This window comes from Chitinophaga silvisoli (assembly GCF_003412465.1).
In the GTDB taxonomy this organism is placed as follows: domain Bacteria; phylum Bacteroidota; class Bacteroidia; order Chitinophagales; family Chitinophagaceae; genus Chitinophaga; species Chitinophaga silvisoli.
Window position 1 is genome coordinate 533,145 of sequence record NZ_QTJV01000009.1, and the last position, 16,430, is coordinate 549,574.

The following is a 16,430-nucleotide window of genomic DNA, read 5'->3' on the forward strand; positions in this document are numbered from 1 at the left end:
GGTCCAATATTACAACTTTCCATGAAACCAAAAAAAATTTTTCTTGCCCTGTGAATCAAACTTATGAATGAATTACATTAGTTTTATTTGAAGCAACGAGCAACCTGTCAACCCAAAATCTTTATGAGAGCAACCCTGGTTTTGTTACACTTATTAGTATGCCAATCATTATCAGCAGGCGCACAGGACTTACCGGATCAGGTAGCCCTGAGGTACGCCAGCAGGGAACCTGCGGAGACTGTCTCGCGTAAACATACAGCCTATTACCTCGTAAAGTTCCGTGAATATCCCGGTGAATCACTGCATGATTATGGGGTAGTAAAATCATTGAGCCAGGTACATTTTATAATTAAGAAGACAAATTTCGATAGCTGCTTACAACAGCGCGTTGTATACGTGCTACCTGCCAGTGCTAACTGGAAAGCAAGTACGAATGTATTGAACTTATTGTCCCAAAAAGATAGCGTCAGCATCATTGTCACTGCCAGTGCTGCGCCGGCGTATTGCCGTATACTGCGACAGACCGGAACCAATTACATGGTATCTGTTCTTACTAAAGACTGGGATCATTTTATTCAGCAGTCTTTTATCTCCTTTGCTGATGTACAGCGAAAGGCATTTCCAGAACAAAGAATTAATTCCGCAGATCTTTCTGCGAATGCAATCAATACTGCTCAACAGGCTTACCCTGCTATCAGGGGTACTGATATTACAGTATCCTTGAAAGAAGATTTATTTGACACGACAGATCTTGACCTTGTTGGAAGATGCCTGATGAATGAAAATGCATCGGCGGATTTTTCTTCGCATGCAACTATAATGGCTACCATGATAGCGGGTGCAGGGAATAACGGGGAAAAGGGATTAGGCGCTGCACCACAGGCAGTGCTATGCCCTGCGAATTATACTTATAGTTTACTGCCGGAGGATAGTGCGTATATGCATGCTTATAATGTATCTATACAGAATCATTCCTATGGTACAGGAATAGAAAATTATTATGGTGCAGAGGCGGTAGCATATGATGAAGAAGTATTTCATTCAGATACTGTGCTGCATGTATTCTCTTCAGGTAATGTGGGTACCACCGGTGATACTACCGGGATTTATGCTAACCTGAATGGTTTTGCAAACCTGACGGGCACCTTTAAGCAGGCAAAAAATGTACTGGTTGTAGGTGCTACTGACGATTCCTTGCATGTACCCGGAATCAGTTCGAAAGGGCCCGCATATGATGGGCGGATCAAACCTGAATTAGTAGCGTTTGGAATAGATGGTTCTTCAGGATCAGCCGCATTGACAAGCGGTGTTTCCGCACTCTTACAACAGGCATATAAACAGGTATATCATACCATGCCTTCGGCTGCATTGATAAAGGCAATTCTGATTAACAGTGCCAGTGGAAACGCTATCAGCTATAGCGCTGGTTTTGGTAGTCTCCATGCATTGCATGCGCTACAGGCACTGGAACAGCAACATTTTTTACGCGGCACAGATCATGGAACATTCACGATACAGGTACCCGCCGGTGTGCAAAAATTAAAAGTAAGCCTGGTATGGAACGATCCTCCTGCAGCAGCAAATGCAGTGAGGGCGCTGGTCAATGACCTGGACCTGACAGTACATGTAAATGGGAGTGTTTATTTTCCCTGGGTATTATCTGCTGCGCCTGTATCAGATTCCCTGGCTGCAGCCCCGCATCGCGGCCGTGATAGTCTGAATAATGTAGAACAGGTTACAATAGACAATCCGGCTGCAGGTGCGGTACAGATCCAGGTAGCTGCGCATCATTTAGAGGTACCTGATCAGGCTTTTTATATTGCTTACAGCTATGAGTTCAAAAACTCGTTTGAATGGCAAAATCCGGGAGCTAAAGAGGTAATAGTTGCCGGTAACCCGGTGCCCATTCCCTTACGATGGCGTTCGAATATAACAGCGAAAGGAGATTTGTCCTGCAGTTATGATAAAGGAGTAAGCTGGCAAAACATCGCAACTCAATTAAATACCGGTACAGGCTTATATTATTGGACCATTCCGGATACTTTCTGCACTGCATTGTTAAAATATACAACGCCGGATACCTCCTTTGTGAGTGATACATTTTATCTCTCGCCACGCCTTTCTTTACAGACAGGTTATGATTGCGGAGACAGTGCGATGATCTTCTGGAACAAGCTGCAAAATGCAGGGGCTTATCAGCTGTATAATATGGGTAATACTTATCTTCTCCCCTACACGCAAACTGTAGATACCTTTCTTTCGCTTTCTGCTGCTGCCGGTTCTGCTTATTATGCGGTGAGTCCATTGCATGCTGAGGGATGGGCAGGATTAAAAAGCTATGCCACCAATTACCAGTTGCAAGGCACGGGGTGTTATTTCAAAAGTCTGCTGGCGAATGAAACATCATCCGGAAATGTATCATTGGTGTTAACCTTAGGTACTACCTGGCATATCAGTGAAGTGTACTGGGAGCGATTATCAGGAAAGGATTACGTGACCATTGGCAGCAGTACTGTCAGCACTGCTACCTCTTATACAACCGAAGATGAAAATGCACCGGAGGGACTGCTTTATTACAGGGTCAGGCTCGTAACTGATAATGGAACCCAACTCTACTCCGACCCTGTGGCCGTTTACCTGCTGAAACAGCATGCACACCTGATCTTTCCAAATCCTGCCACCACGGTGGTGAACGTAGTCAACAAAAGTATGAGCAACATGCAGCTGCAGTTGTTTGATATCAGTGGCAGACTGGTCATGACTAAAACCCTGTCTAACCTGCAGGAAACGGTGTCTGTCGAACAATTATCGCCGGGTGTCTATACCTGCGTATTATATGATGATGGCAGGAAGGTGTTCTCTACCAAGCTGGTAAAACTCTAATGGTCCTGATGGAAATGCAAAAGGGCCAGAGCGATGCTCCGGCCCTTTATATATAGCGCTAATACCTTCTATTACAGGTGGATCGCCTCACCATAAGCCACCTCGATCGCATCTTTTACAGATTCGCTCATAGTTGGGTGCGGATGGATTGAATCCAGTACTTCCTGGTAAGTAGTTTCCAGCTTACGTGCAGTTACTGTCTGCGCAATGATTTCAGTTACATTCGCACCGATCATATGCGTACCCAGCCACTCGCCGTACTTGGCATCGAAGATCACCTTGATAAAGCCTTCGTTTGCACCGGCAGCAGTTGCTTTACCTGACGCAGAGAATGGGAATTTACCAACTTTCACTTCGTAACCAGCTTCTTTCGCTGCTTTCTCAGTATAACCTACAGAAGCGATTTCTGGTGCGCAATAAGTACAACCAGGAATGTTCATATAGTCGATAGGCTCAGGTTTGTGAGCATATTTCTTTTCATTGTAACCGATCGCTTCGATACAAACGATACCTTCCTTAGAAGCTACGTGTGCCAGTGCCTGACCAGGAACCATGTCACCAATGGCGAAAATGCCTGGTACATTTGTCTGATAGTATTTGTCTACCAGTACGCGACCCTTGTCGGTTTTGATACCCAGTGCTTCCAGACCCAGGTTTTCGATGTTTGCCTGAATACCTACAGCACTCAGTACAACATCTGCTTCCAGGCTGATCTCACCGGTTGCGGTCTTAACTTTCGCTTTCACGCCCTCACCGTTTGCTTCTACAGCTTCAACAGATGCATTGGTCATGATTTCGATACCTTTCTTCTTGTAGATTTTCTCCAGTTCTTTAGAGATATCTTCGTCTTCAACCGGAACGATGCGCGGCATGAATTCAACGATAGTCACCTTAGTACCCAGGGTAGCGTAGAAATAAGCAAACTCAACGCCGATAGCGCCGGAACCTACTACGATCATGGATTTAGGTTGTTTAGGCAGTACCATTGCCTCACGGTATCCGATTACTTTCTTACCATCAATTTTCAGGTTAGGCAGTTCGCGGGCACGAGCACCGGTAGCCAGTACGATGTACTTAGCGTCGTGTACTACAGCTTTACCGTCCTTATCTGTAACTTCTACCTGACCTTTAGCTTTCAGCTTACCAGTACCCAGCAGAACATCAATTTTGTTTTTCTTCATCAGGAACTGCACACCCTTGCTCATCTTGTCTGCAACACCACGGCTGCGCTTGATAACTGCATCAAAATCAGCGCTGCTTTCTCCTGCATTGATTCCATAGGCCTTGGCATGCTGTATGTATTCCAGTACCTGTGCAGACTTCAACAATGCCTTAGTAGGGATACAACCCCAGTTCAAGCAAATACCGCCCAGGTTCTCCCTTTCAACGATTGCCGTCTTAAATCCCAGCTGAGAAGCACGGATAGCCGCCACATATCCACCGGGGCCACTACCAATTACGATTACGTCGTATGCCATAATGCTTAATTTTAATTAAAACTTGCCAAAGGTAGTAAAAAAAAGCGCAATTGCTAGTATGCTTATAAACAGGAGTAAAACAGTTGGCACGCTGAGCTACAAAAAAAGCCCGGCCAAAAATAGCCAGGCTTTTCTTTTCTTCTTAATCGAAGATCCATCAATATTTTGCCGGTATCCGCTTTTCTATCGCAGATCCACCACTTCTACCCCTGGATACTTCTTAGGATCGAAACTAAATGTCGCATCCGTCAGGTTCGTATTAGGCGTGAAATTGGTAATCTCGTATGTATAACGGTTCCCGTTCTTTTCAAACATTTTCATCCTTGAAATGTTCTGATTTTTCTTGTCAATTGACACAATTACCTTGAAAACATTCTTGGACTTGTCGGTTGGTGTCATCTCAATATTCTGGTACACCTTACCTTTTTCAGTAGTTTCTGCATCCAAACGGTACAGATAATCCTTATCATAGAAGTTTGTGAACAACTTAGCAGGTGTGAGCTGTGTGCTACCCTGATCTACGTTATTGATTGTCACCTCATTAGCATCTTTCTGGTAGGTCCAGCTAGTTTTGTTATCGCTAATGATCTCCTGGCCTTCCAGGTTCACTTTATACTTGCTTCCTTTTACATATACAGTCCCTTTCTTGGAATCTGTCACGCTGTTGTTGCCGCCTTCTACTTTCAATACGAAGTTAGCTACAACAGTCTTGAAGGTTGAAAACTTCTTGCTCACATTATCCAGGATCACCTTTGCTTTCGGGTCATTCGCACCCAGGCTGCCTGTTTTTGTCTGAGCCATGCCGCTCATTGCTACACTCCCTGCCAACATGCTCATGAATAAAATTTTCCTCATTACGGTAAGTTTTTTTATTGTTGTAGTAGTAAAAACAAATGTTATGCCGGGACATGCCCGGATTGTTAAGATTGTGCCAAAAAGGCGGAAATTGCACCTTACGTGTGATTAGAATCCCCCTCCTAAATCATTGAGAATCATTTCCAGGTCCGTCTCGGTCTTCACATTCACCTCTCTTGCCTTACTTCCCAGGTTGGGCCCTACTATACCGGCTGCCTCCAGCTGATCCATGAGCCTGCCCGCCCTGTTATACCCCAGTTTCATCCTGCGCTGCAGCAAAGACGTAGACCCCTGCTGGTTTTGCACGATCACCCTGGCAGCCTCTTCGAACAGTGGATCCCTGTCCTGCAGGTTCACTTCCTTCCCTTCCAGATCCTTCTCATCCACATATTCCGGCAGGAGGTAGGCCTCGGGATAAGACCGCTGTTCTCCAATGAATTCGGCTACTCTTTCTACTTCCGGTGTATCCACAAATGCACATTGCAGGCGCACCAGTTCCCCGCCCAGTGATACCAGCATATCCCCCTGACCAATCAGCTGCTCTGCACCACCTATATCCAGGATAGTACGGGAGTCAATCTTGGAGGAGACTTTGAATGCAATACGTGCCGGGAAGTTGGCTTTGATGGTACCTGTGATAATGTTCACTGAAGGGCGCTGGGTAGCGATGATCAGGTGAATACCTACTGCACGGGCCAGCTGGGCCAGGCGTGCTATCGGCATTTCTACCTCCTTACCTGCTGTCATGATCAGATCTGCAAACTCATCGATCACCAGTACTACGAATGGCAGGTAACGGTGCCCTCTCTGGGGGTTTAGCCTGCGCTGTATAAATTTACTGTTATACTCACGGATATTACGCGTACCTGCTTCTTTAAGCAGGTCATAACGCAGGTCCATTTCTATACACAGGGCATTGAGGGTATGAATAACCTTCTTGGTATCGGTGATAATCGCATCTTCTTCGCCCGGTAATTTTGCCAGGAAGTGCTTCTCGATTAGTTTATAGAGAGAGAGCTCCACCTTCTTAGGGTCTACCAGGATAAACTTCAGCTGTGAAGGATGCTTTTTGTACAGGAGGGAAACCAATAAGGTATTGATCCCCACAGATTTACCCTGGCCGGTAGCACCCGCCATGAGCAGGTGAGGCATTTTGGCCAGATCGGCAATGAAGTTTTCGTTATCAATCTTTTTACCGATAGCGATTGGCAGGTCCATGTTGCTCTGCTGGAACTTCTCAGAAGCCAGCAGGTTACGCAGGGATACCATGCTCTTTTTCACATTCGGTACCTCAATACCAATGGTACCCTTTCCGGGAATCGGCGCTATGATACGGATACCGAGCGCTGACAAACTCAGGGCAATATCATCTTCCAGGTTCTTGATACGTGAGATACGTACACCGGCAGCCGGTACTATTTCGTACAGGGTGACGGTCGGACCTACCGTAGCACTGATTTTCTGGATGGAAATATCGTAGTTCTTAAGGGTGCTGATGATCTGGTCTTTGTTGCGATCCAGTTCTGCAGCATCCTGCACCACCTTTTCGGTATTATGGTTGTCAAGCAGTTCGAGAGACGGATGTTTGTAATCACGCAGATCCAGGGAAGGATCATAAGGATCCAGCTGTGCTGCTTCGCCTACAGAACCTGTGGTTTCTGCCAGCTCTTCTTCCGGTTCATCCTTACTTGGCTTGATTTCCCAGGCTACATCTAAAGGTGCATTATTCTTCCTGTTGCGGGCATTGGTTTGCTCCACCGTTTCTTCAATATACAATAACGGACCTGCATCCTCTTCTTCCTCTTCTATCTCCTCTTCAATTTCTTCCTCTTCCATCACCTGGGGCACCACTGCCAGCGGCAATTCTTTTTCCACCAGCTGCATGTCTTCCATTTCCGGTTCTTCAAGGGTAGGTACTATTACAGCGGTACCATTTTCTTTCAGTCCATTTTTACGTTTTGGATCTTTCTTCGCAGGAGCTACGGATACTTCCACATCATCAACTGCCCCATCCGGCATACCGGCCAGCTGTGGTTTAGGTGGTTTTGGCTTGCGCAACACCCATTTGAAATCCAGGTTGTACTTCCAGATAGACCATGCGAGACCAGCTACCATGAGGAGTAAAGCTGCACCTGCAGTACCGAGGAAACCAGAGATCCACTTGCTTACGCCATCGCCCATAGCGCCCCCCCATGCAAAATCTGCAGCCGCAAGTCCGGCTATAAAAGCAGCAGCAGTGCTGAGGTACAGTAAACCAAAGAGAATATATTTAACATTGCGCCATACCCTGAATACCCGGCGGCCTACGATGAAGTTGACACCGAGAATAAAGAAGAGGAAACAAAAAAGATAGGAAGCGACACCAAATCCTTTGTAAAAAAACCAGTGGGAAACGAATGCTCCCAGACGACCCAGCAGGTTCTCTACCTTTACAGCTTCATTGTCCATGAGGAGAATGTTGGCGCTGTAACGGAATACCTTATCCTGGTCCTCCTGCCAGGTGAAGAGGTAGGAGGTAAATGCAATAAAACAGTAGAGGGACAATAAAAGGGATATCACCCCCAATACTTTGTGGGTGCGCTCATCTTTTACCAGCTCCTTTACTTTTACCTCTGCTTCTTTTTCCTGTTTCAATACGTTGGGGTCATTAGCACGAGGAGGTTTCTTGCTTTCTGGTTTTTCAGTTTTCAGTTTGTTCTTAGACATATTCTATTGCGCTCCAAAATTAAGGCCACAGGTTGATATATTAAGAATTAATTTTCATATATACCTGAAAATAGCCATGCTATTGACCTGCAGCTGTATGTAAATTTATCCTTTTGGGGGCTTCGCCGCTGCGATGCTAGGTTTTGCATAGCGAACTTCCATTATGCCCCCGCCGGTTTACCATGACAATTTCAGGCAAAAAAAATGGTTTTGCCGCTAAGCAAAACCATTTCTATCAATTTTATTTAATCATTTATTTTTTCTCCGCTTCTTCATACAGTTTTGTCAACCACTTTATCATCGCTTCCATTACCGAAGGCCTGATTGTTTCATCCAGGGTGCCATACTCCTCTATCCTACAGGTAGTACATTGCTGGAACAAATGATTGAGTCCGGGAATGTTCCACATCGTCAGCATTTCATTTCCACCAGCTTTGAGTCCTTCCTGGATTCCTTTCAGGTTGCTGTCAGGTTCCGTTTCCACATCTTTAAGTCCATTTAATGCCAGCACCGGACATTTGATCTTTGCAAGGTAAGGACCCGGATCAAATTTCAGTAATGACAGGGCTCTTGGCCGGGTGTCTGCGGCATATACTTCCCGTATAAACTGCTGTTTGCCAGCTATGTTCGTACTATCTCCAAAACGGTTGTAGATATGCCCCAGGTAAGTAGCGGCAATCGTCTTCCGGGACAGTGTATCCTTTTGATTGACCAGCACTTTCAGGTAGGGCTGGTAATAATCTTTATAATCCCTGATCCGTTCTTTTGAATCACCATAGGAAGCTGCCGTCGTTGTCATCCTGTTCAGGTATTGGGTTTGCCCGTCTACTCCAGGTGCCGCCATCAGCATCAGGTAAGCGATCATCCTGTCACTGGCAGCCACCATTTCAGCAACCGCACCACCTTCACCATATCCCAACAATCCAATTCCCAATGAATCAATATCATTCCTGCTTCTAAGGTAGTCAAGCGCCGCCTGCACATCGTTGGCCAGGTTGCCCACACTGGCAGAGTCATAATTCCCGGTACTATTCCCTACTCCCCGCTGGTCAAAACGGAAGGTCGCAATTCCTCGCCTTACAAAATAATCTGCCAGCACGGCAAAGGGACGATGGCCAAACATTTCATTGTCCCTGTCCGGATGTCCGGCACCGGGAATAAGTATGATTACTTTAAAAGGATCTTTTCCTTTGCTACCTGGTCTGGTCAGTGTGCCACCCAGGAGCACTTTATCAATCTTATTTACAAATTTAATATCCTCTGTATCGTAGGCTACCGGCCCCTTAGGCGTTTGCGGACGTTCTATCTCCAGGTCATCTTCCTTCACTTCCTTACGGGAGAAGTAAATGCTCACCCTGTTGTTCAGCTGGTAAAAGAATCCATTGTAGGTATTCCGGTTCGTCCATGCACCCATGAATACCACGCCGATGCGGGGGATGGAGAATTTAAGACTATCGCTGGTCAGGGCTACGGTATCTGTAAGCACAGGCGCATCTTCTTCGTCAGGATTCACCATCTGCCCGGTCCACTCACCATTTTCATTGGTAAATGTGAGTACCAGGCGTTGCTTCTGCCCCTGCGGGGTCTTCAGAATTCCATACCACTTTCCGCTGATGTCAGGACCGGATTGTGCAAATACAAACCCTCCCAGGAATATACCCAGGCAGGTCAAAACCACAGATCTAAGCATACGTTCTTTTATTTCTTAATAACCGCCAGTAACAGGCAAACCCATCCAGCGATGAAGAATACCCCGCCGATCGGTGTCAGGATACCGATGATGGAAGGAAAATCTATTTTTCCGAATCCTTTTAGTGTTAACAGATAGAGTGAACCGGAGAACAGGATCACGCCTGTGACAAAGCAGCGTCCGGCCCATTGTGTAAGGGAACCAGGAAAATGCGCATACAGCAGTGCTACTGCTATCAATGCAAAAGCATGGTAAAACTGATAAGTAATTCCGGTCTTATACGCTCTTTCCAATGTCGTCTTCATAGCGTCTGTAGTCGCCATATCGTATAACTTATGTGCGCCGAATGCGCCCAGGATTACACCTAATATGCCAAATACCGTTGCCCAGATTAAAAAGCCCTTATGCATTATCGTTCAGTCTTTTGGTAAATGTATCTAATGTTACGTTATCAGTTTCAGCTATTGTAATTTGTGCCTGTTGATAGAACGGCTGTCTTTCGGCCAGTTTTTTCTCTACGAATGCGAGGATTTCGTCATCCGGCAGATCAGCGATGAGCGGACGTTTGGCTTTTTTACGCTTCAGCCGGTCAACGATCACAGGCAATTCGGGGTTCAGCCAGATCGTAGTTCCTCTTTCGTTCATCACATCCATATTATCCTGGAAGCAGGGCACTCCTCCCCCGCAGGAAATGAGGAAATTATCGGCTTCTGACAGCTCACGCAGCCAGAAACTTTCCTTTTGCCGGAAATAATCTTCTCCTTTGGTGGCGAAGATATCACTGATGGACATTTCTTCGGATTCTACAATTACATCGTCCAGGTCATAGAATGGTAACTTAAGATGCTCGGCCAGCTGTTTTCCCCAATAGGATTTACCGGCACCCATAAAACCTAATAAAAAGATCTTCAAGCAGTGTATATTTAAAAAGTTAATGCATTAAATGGTCCAGGATAGGCACAGGCCGTCCGCAATAAGATATTGCAAAGATAACCGTGCTTTTTTATCTGCTTTGTTAAAATTACAGCGCATATACCCATATAATTGATATGGAAATGGCTCTAACTGCATATTTTCTTTAAAATCAACCTTTCCCAGTCCATACCATTTAAAAACAGCCTCTTTGGCGCTCCAGCAGATAGTCTTATGGGCCAGGGCATTGGCCGGATCAATGAATTCCCGCTCTGCAGGTGAGAGGAATTTATGGCTTACTTTCTCAATTTTGTCATTCATGCGCTCGATATCCACGCCAACTGCTCCCTCCTGGCTCACGATGGCAGCTACAAAATCGCCGCAGTGAGAGATGGAGAAATGCAAACTATTGCAGGATAAGATAGGTTTCCGGCTTTCCATGATCTGGATACTATCCAAAGGAAAGCCCGGAAATAATTCCGTGAGCAGGTAACGGCCTGCAAAATGCTGCAGGCGTTTGTGCGGATGATGAATGGCGGGCGATATGTTCACCCTTTTCCTGAAGAAGGTTTCGTCCTCTCCGATCTGCCATACTCCCAGCCGGCTGCCGGGAGATATTTGTATCGTACGTATTAATGGCATATCTTGCCAAATTAATACTAATTAACCAAATATATGATCCTGTCTGACAAAAGGATATTGGAGGAAATTGAGAAAGGCACTATTGTCATTTCACCCTACGACCGGAAGTATCTCGGCACCAACTCTTACGATGTACACCTTGGCAAGTATATGGCTACGTATAAAGACCGTGTACTGGATGCCCGCTCCCACAACGAAATTGAACATTTTGAAATACCGGAAGAAGGGTATGTATTACAACCGGGAACGCTGTACCTGGGTGTGACGGAAGAATATACGGAGACACATGCACATGTGCCTTTCCTGGAAGGGAAGTCGAGCACCGGAAGATTGGGGATTGATATTCATGCTACAGCCGGTAAGGGTGATGTGGGTTTTTGTAATACATGGACACTGGAGATCAGCTGTGCGCAGCCTGTGAGAATTTATGCAGGAATGCCGATCGGACAGTTGATTTATTTCGTGGTGGAAGGTGATGTGGAAACGTTCTATAACAAGAAAGGGAATGCGAAGTATAATGCAAGAACGGTGAAGCCGGTGGAGAGTATGATGTGGAAGAATCAGTTTTAGAATTGAATTGATTTCATTTAAATAAAAAACGCTTTTGCCGATGGCAAAAGCGTTTTTGTTTGTGGGTATCTATGCCCTGCGGCAGGCAATTGCAGATTTTTATTTTAAACTATTGATCCATGCTGCAATTTTCAGCGCATCAGCCTTGGGTACCTGCGGCATCGGCGGCATTTCTGTCGCGTACTCCGGCCAGTTCTGTGGCTTTGGATTTGCAATCAGTTTTAAGATCTGATCGCTGCTATATTTTCTCTTTGCAATCTCTTTATATGCCGGACCTACCTGGCGCTTTTCAGCATTGTGACAGGCAAGACAAGTGTATTTAGCCAGCAAAGGTTTTACTTCTTCGAAAGTAGGTGCTTTCTTTACTGCTGCAGCAGCACCAGCGCTTGTAGCGGCTGTAGTTTTCGCGGCAGTAGTTTTGGCAGCGGTAGCAGCAGCTGGTTTTGCAGCAGCTTTTACCTTTTCTGAATTGTAAGTGCTTGCCTGCGCAAGAGGCAATTTTGCACCCTGTGGAATATGATGGAGGGTGTAATAACCATTGTTGTGAATCAGCGAATAGAAATGCTCTTTCTCTCTCACACCATCCAGTACAATGTTGTGTACATAATCCAGACGCAGACTATCTACTATAATCCTTGCCTTTAATCCGTCTTCAGAAACCTTCACGCCGCGTACAGGACACTGACCCATGTTTACCATCGGGCTACCATACACTGCATGATATTTATAGGTGAAGTTTTCAACATGGTAAGAAGCCAGATCTTCTGCAGATTTCTTATCTACCGGCAATGTGAATTCAATTTCAAAACCATCAGGCATTGCCTTGATCGTTTTCATTTCAAACGGCATCTTTTCATTCCACACCAGTCTCTGTAAACCTTCATTTGCCTCACCGGCAGAACCCCATCCACGGTTGGTTTCACCAACGAATAAAGTATTTCCGTCCTTAGCCCATGCCATTCTGAGTACACCAGACTGGAAACCCTGGCGGAAGTCGAACGATACGCCCTGGTATTCGCCTTCTACTTTCTCCATCACTACACGCATGATCTTACTCTGTCCCTGATCGCCTACCAGCAACTGGCCGGCAAAGGGACCGAAGCTACCTTCAGGGATCTGTACGATTTCAGAGTTTGAAATACCCTGGATACCATGTGGCAGAATTACTGCCGGCAGTTGTAAGTCCGGAATCTCTTTCTTTACATCCATCAGTGTGACGAATTTTTCATTCACCACATTTTCAGGTTTGATATAGCGGCCTTCTGCATTTTTCACACGACGGCCATCTACCAGTGAGAAGAATTGTTTCTCGGTTACTTTCACAGGAGAATTTGGTTCCTGTGACCAGCGCAGACCTGCAGGATGCCCGATGAAGGCACCTTTCTTCACCTGCCATACACCACCTGAGCCTACCCAGTCGCCCTGGTTCTCAGAGTAGAACAATTCGCCGTTGATCATACCCAGTCCGCATGGAGAGCGAAAACCTGTAGCATAAGGTTCCATATGACCATCTTCAAAGATGTGCATCATCCAGCCTCTCCAGGGAACACGGCTTTCGCCTCTCCACCATTCTTCATCACCAAATGCAACGTTGCCGGATACGAAGAAAGATCCGTCCGGAGCCAGTTTAGGGCCGAAGCTATATTCATGATAATGCCCGGAAAGCGGCCATGCATATACGGTTTCGTATACATCTGCCTTTCCGTCCATATTGGTATCCATGAGTTTTGTGAGTTCCCCGCGTTGTGCGCAATACAGGGCACCGTCTTTATATACCAGGCCCAGGATTTCGTGCAGGCCGCCGGCAAATTTTGTCCAGTACGGGTTGCGGCTATCCGGAGCATGTACTACCCAGACATCGCCTCTGCGGGTAGATACACCCAGGTCGCCATTAGGTAATACACAAAGCCCACCTACTTCCAGCAGGATGCCTTCGGGGGCTTTCATTTTTAAGATCTTAAAGTAGTCTTCTTCTTTCGGCGTTTCCTGTGCCTGTGTGGCCATCGAGGTGAGGGCCAGCATCATGCCGCAAAGCATTGCCTTTTTAAATATGTTCTTCATGTGCAGGATTCAAAAGATTAATGAACGATTAGAAAATGATGGCATAGCTCAGCTTAGTGTGAATAGGAATAATCATTTCCTTTCCTTCAGCTGCATCACGGATGATGGGCTTTTCATTGCCGGTATCTTCCAGTTGCAGATAACAGGCTTTGCCATCTACGATGTACAGATCTTTTGAAACAGGTTCAATTGTGCTACCTGCTACAATCTTTGCATACAGTCCATCTACAGGATTTGCGACAGTGATGACGCGATGTACACCATGACCTTCGGAGAGCACGCGTATTTCATCGCTTACAGCAGTGCCATAGATCAGGTATTTGAAAGTTGGGCGGTCTTTGTCGTCGAGTACATAACCTTTCGGGCGGTAAGCGGTGCCCGTAGTATCTGTCAGCCATGCTGCCTGCGCGTTGGCAAGTCTGGCGAGGGTAAAGGAAGGTTTACCTAAAGTTTGCACGGTGCCACGTGGGCGGGATGTTCCATTACCTCTGTCATGCCACATAGGGGTTGCGTCGAGGAAACCACCTCTCCATACCTGCGCCAGAGCGCCTCTGTCCATGTCGTAGGTATAATGCACCTGTTCAGGGCTACCTACGTTTACGGCGTGTACGATACGGAAATTGGGTACATCCATAAAGCTGCGGAGGGTGGTGTTTACGTTGGCATCTACGTAGATAGGATCGACATTGTCGCGGCGGTTATTGGCATTTTGTGTTTCGGAGGCAGCTTCTCTTTTTTTGATGCTGATGTTCCTGAAGGCAACGGCACCGTGATCGCCCTGCAGGCGGAGCGGGCCGGTCGCACTTTCTCTGCCACCTTCCATAGCGCCGCGGGTAGCGCCCAGGAGTTCTACATCTTCATGAATGACGGTGCCATTCAGGGTGATGAGGAGCATTCTGGCATTTGAGATTTTCTTGCCATTGGCATCGAAGCGGGGAGCCTGGAAAGATACTTTCAGGTGTTGCCAGAGGCCGGGTGCACGGCTTACATTGTAACGGGGTGCATGGCCTTCGTAGCCCTGGAGTCCCGAGGGGCGGCTATCTTCCCAGCGTTCGTAAATACCACCGTTATCACCTGCGGTAGGGTTGGTTTTGCCCCAGCTATCCAGCAGCTGGATTTCATACCTGCCCTCGAGGTATACGCCTGAATTGGAACCTGGTGCCATCATATAGTCCAGTTCCAGGTCTATGTCTCCATATTCCGCATTCGTGAAGAGGTCCTGACCCGGGTGTTTCTTGTCGGGTAAATTTAAAAGAACACCGGTGCCAGGGGAAAAACTCAGTTCATGAGGTTTATCCAGTGCGGCGGCAGCGTCAGTGACGATGCTCCAGCTGGGCCCTGGGTCATGAAACGAGGATAAGTCCTGTAGTGGCAGACTGCCGGACTGCCCGGATGCTGGGTTGACAACAGCTATTCCCATACCGCAAAGGCAAAGGAAGCCCATCAAAGACCGGCTTGCATGATTTTTCGATCTAAGTACCATAACGTTACAATAAAATTGTGTCAAAAGAAGTGAAATTTTAGCGTTGAGACCTTTTGACGATATGCAATATAGAAATTGAATTTGGGAGAAGCAAGGCCTTGGGTATGAATGGTGATGGATGGGGTTAATGTTGTATGTAGGAAGCATAGGGTTTGCTGAGGGGTAAAATAGAGTAGGGCTTCGATACTAATAGGGCATTATAAGGCCACCAAAAGGTCACTTCATTATCACAGGGATATTGAGGTGACCTTTTGGTGATCTTATGGTGGCCTTATAGCAACGAAGCGCAGTCGAAGCTTAATCGGGGATGTGTCGAAGAAGCGTCGAACAGAACGTGGACTTAAGGTGGACCCAGGAAGCGCTAAAACGCTCCTTTTATTCCTTAATAAATGCTAAATGGAGATTTTTGTAGGCTGGTTTCGCCAGCTGTACTTTCAATTTTTTGAAGGTTTCCATTGGCCCTTTCGTAGCGAAGAGGTTGACTAACCATACAGGGATGGAACCACCGGGATCAGTTTCCAGTGTATAGTCGATATACACCATATTATTTTGCAAAGGAGTGAGCACCCATTTGCCATAGGAATTACGCACCCTGATAATGTCTTTCTTTTCAGGCACGTAATCATGCACTACCGGCCCGTCGATGGTCACCACTTTTGTTTTTGCATCCTGGGTAGTAATCAGGTGGGCAACAAAGTCGCGGTTGGTAATAGGCCAGGGAAGTTCAACTTCGGAATAGTAAAAAAGCTCGGAAGGGCTTACCTGTTTAATTAAGGAAGCCGATTTGGTACTGTACACCCAGTCTTTTGCCGAAGAGATATCCAGGATGATGGCTACCAGCTGGCTGAGGGTAGCCGGCACTGCAACTTTTACGCGAATAGCTTTTAAGTTGGAGTTTGCAGCTGTTTTTGTATAAATCTTAATCCCGTCCTTATCGTCTTTTAATTTCCAGTCATTCTGGGCGTAAGAAAAGAGGGATAACAGCATTGCCGCGCTAATGATCATTAAACGTTTCTTCATGTCTATGCCTTGGCCAAACGGTTGATAGCAAATTGGCCGGGTTGCTTGCAATTTACGGATTATATGATTTTGGGAAGTTGGGAAGGCACTTTCCTGAGTGATAGTACTACAATTTAGCAATACTATAACA

At 46.3% G+C, this 16,430-nt stretch carries 12 protein-coding genes; 2 read left to right on the top strand and 10 right to left on the bottom strand.

Features of this window, described 5'->3' with window-relative positions:
* Positions 1-123 precede the first annotated feature (123 nt).
* Positions 124-2,883 (top strand): S8 family peptidase, encoded by a 2,760-nt coding sequence (locus DXN04_RS24040; RefSeq protein WP_116855939.1) that lies wholly within the window; start codon positions 124-126, stop codon positions 2,881-2,883.
* A gap of 71 nt (positions 2,884-2,954) precedes the next feature.
* Here the strand turns inward: DXN04_RS24040 and lpdA are convergent, their stop codons facing one another.
* The 7 genes from lpdA to DXN04_RS24075 form a co-directional block, all read right to left on the bottom strand.
* Positions 2,955-4,361, bottom strand: coding sequence for a dihydrolipoyl dehydrogenase (gene lpdA / locus DXN04_RS24045; RefSeq protein WP_116855940.1), 1,407 nt, complete (start codon positions 4,359-4,361; stop codon positions 2,955-2,957).
* Positions 4,362-4,544: 183 nt separating this feature from the next.
* Positions 4,545-5,216 (bottom strand): LolA family protein, encoded by a 672-nt coding sequence (locus DXN04_RS24050; RefSeq protein WP_116855941.1) that lies wholly within the window; start codon positions 5,214-5,216, stop codon positions 4,545-4,547.
* Between the two features lie 108 nt (positions 5,217-5,324).
* The gene (locus DXN04_RS24055) at positions 5,325-7,922 is read right to left on the bottom strand and encodes an FtsK/SpoIIIE family DNA translocase (protein ID WP_116855942.1); all 2,598 of its coding nucleotides are present in this window, start codon (positions 7,920-7,922) and stop codon (positions 5,325-5,327) included.
* Between the two features lie 253 nt (positions 7,923-8,175).
* A complete protein-coding gene (locus tag DXN04_RS24060; RefSeq protein ID WP_116855943.1) occupies positions 8,176-9,612 on the bottom strand; it encodes an alpha/beta hydrolase family protein in 1,437 nt (478 codons plus the stop codon).
* An 8-nt stretch (positions 9,613-9,620) separates the two neighbouring features.
* Complete coding sequence (locus DXN04_RS24065) at positions 9,621-10,022, bottom strand: DUF423 domain-containing protein (RefSeq protein WP_116855944.1); 402 nt, start codon at positions 10,020-10,022, stop codon at positions 9,621-9,623.
* Positions 10,015-10,524: a shikimate kinase gene (locus DXN04_RS24070; protein WP_116855945.1), complete on the bottom strand. Its 510-nt coding sequence runs from the start codon at positions 10,522-10,524 to the stop codon at positions 10,015-10,017. The genes DXN04_RS24065 and DXN04_RS24070 overlap by 8 nt, the downstream gene beginning before the upstream one ends.
* Positions 10,525-10,551: 27 nt before the next feature.
* Positions 10,552-11,166, bottom strand: a complete 615-nt coding sequence (locus DXN04_RS24075) for a 4'-phosphopantetheinyl transferase family protein (protein ID WP_116855946.1) — start codon at positions 11,164-11,166, stop codon at positions 10,552-10,554.
* A 33-nt stretch (positions 11,167-11,199) separates the two neighbouring features.
* On the opposite strand from DXN04_RS24075, the gene dcd reads away from it, so the two are divergent.
* Positions 11,200-11,736 carry a dCTP deaminase gene (dcd, locus tag DXN04_RS24080; RefSeq protein WP_116855947.1) on the top strand — a complete coding sequence of 179 codons (537 nt, stop codon included), beginning with the start codon at positions 11,200-11,202 and terminating at the stop codon, positions 11,734-11,736.
* A 99-nt stretch (positions 11,737-11,835) separates the two neighbouring features.
* Here the strand turns inward: dcd and DXN04_RS24085 are convergent, their stop codons facing one another.
* The 3 genes from DXN04_RS24085 to DXN04_RS24095 all read right to left on the bottom strand — a co-directional run bounded on the left by DXN04_RS24085 (position 11,836) and on the right by DXN04_RS24095 (position 16,300).
* The gene (locus tag DXN04_RS24085) at positions 11,836-13,797 is read right to left on the bottom strand and encodes a c-type cytochrome (RefSeq protein ID WP_116855948.1); all 1,962 of its coding nucleotides are present in this window, start codon (positions 13,795-13,797) and stop codon (positions 11,836-11,838) included.
* Positions 13,798-13,825: 28 nt separating this feature from the next.
* Entirely contained in the window at positions 13,826-15,280 is a 1,455-nt protein-coding gene (locus DXN04_RS24090; protein ID WP_116855949.1) for a 3-keto-disaccharide hydrolase, read from the bottom strand.
* A gap of 375 nt (positions 15,281-15,655) precedes the next feature.
* The gene (locus tag DXN04_RS24095; protein ID WP_116855950.1) at positions 15,656-16,300 is read right to left on the bottom strand and encodes an START domain-containing protein; all 645 of its coding nucleotides are present in this window, start codon (positions 16,298-16,300) and stop codon (positions 15,656-15,658) included.
* Positions 16,301-16,430: the final 130 nt, after the last annotated feature.

Coding starts and splice junctions, on each gene's coding strand:
- DXN04_RS24040 (WP_116855939.1), top strand. CDS start 124: ATGAGAGCAACCCTGGTTTTGTTACACTTATTAGTATGCCAATCATTA.
- lpdA (WP_116855940.1), bottom strand. CDS start 4,361: ATGGCATACGACGTAATCGTAATTGGTAGTGGCCCCGGTGGATATGTG.
- DXN04_RS24050 (WP_116855941.1), bottom strand. CDS start 5,216: ATGAGGAAAATTTTATTCATGAGCATGTTGGCAGGGAGTGTAGCAATG.
- DXN04_RS24055 (WP_116855942.1), bottom strand. CDS start 7,922: ATGTCTAAGAACAAACTGAAAACTGAAAAACCAGAAAGCAAGAAACCT.
- DXN04_RS24060 (WP_116855943.1), bottom strand. CDS start 9,612: ATGCTTAGATCTGTGGTTTTGACCTGCCTGGGTATATTCCTGGGAGGG.
- DXN04_RS24065 (WP_116855944.1), bottom strand. CDS start 10,022: ATGCATAAGGGCTTTTTAATCTGGGCAACGGTATTTGGCATATTAGGT.
- DXN04_RS24075 (WP_116855946.1), bottom strand. CDS start 11,166: ATGCCATTAATACGTACGATACAAATATCTCCCGGCAGCCGGCTGGGA.
- dcd (WP_116855947.1), top strand. CDS start 11,200: ATGATCCTGTCTGACAAAAGGATATTGGAGGAAATTGAGAAAGGCACT.
- DXN04_RS24085 (WP_116855948.1), bottom strand. CDS start 13,797: ATGAAGAACATATTTAAAAAGGCAATGCTTTGCGGCATGATGCTGGCC.
- DXN04_RS24090 (WP_116855949.1), bottom strand. CDS start 15,280: ATGGTACTTAGATCGAAAAATCATGCAAGCCGGTCTTTGATGGGCTTC.
- DXN04_RS24095 (WP_116855950.1), bottom strand. CDS start 16,300: ATGAAGAAACGTTTAATGATCATTAGCGCGGCAATGCTGTTATCCCTC.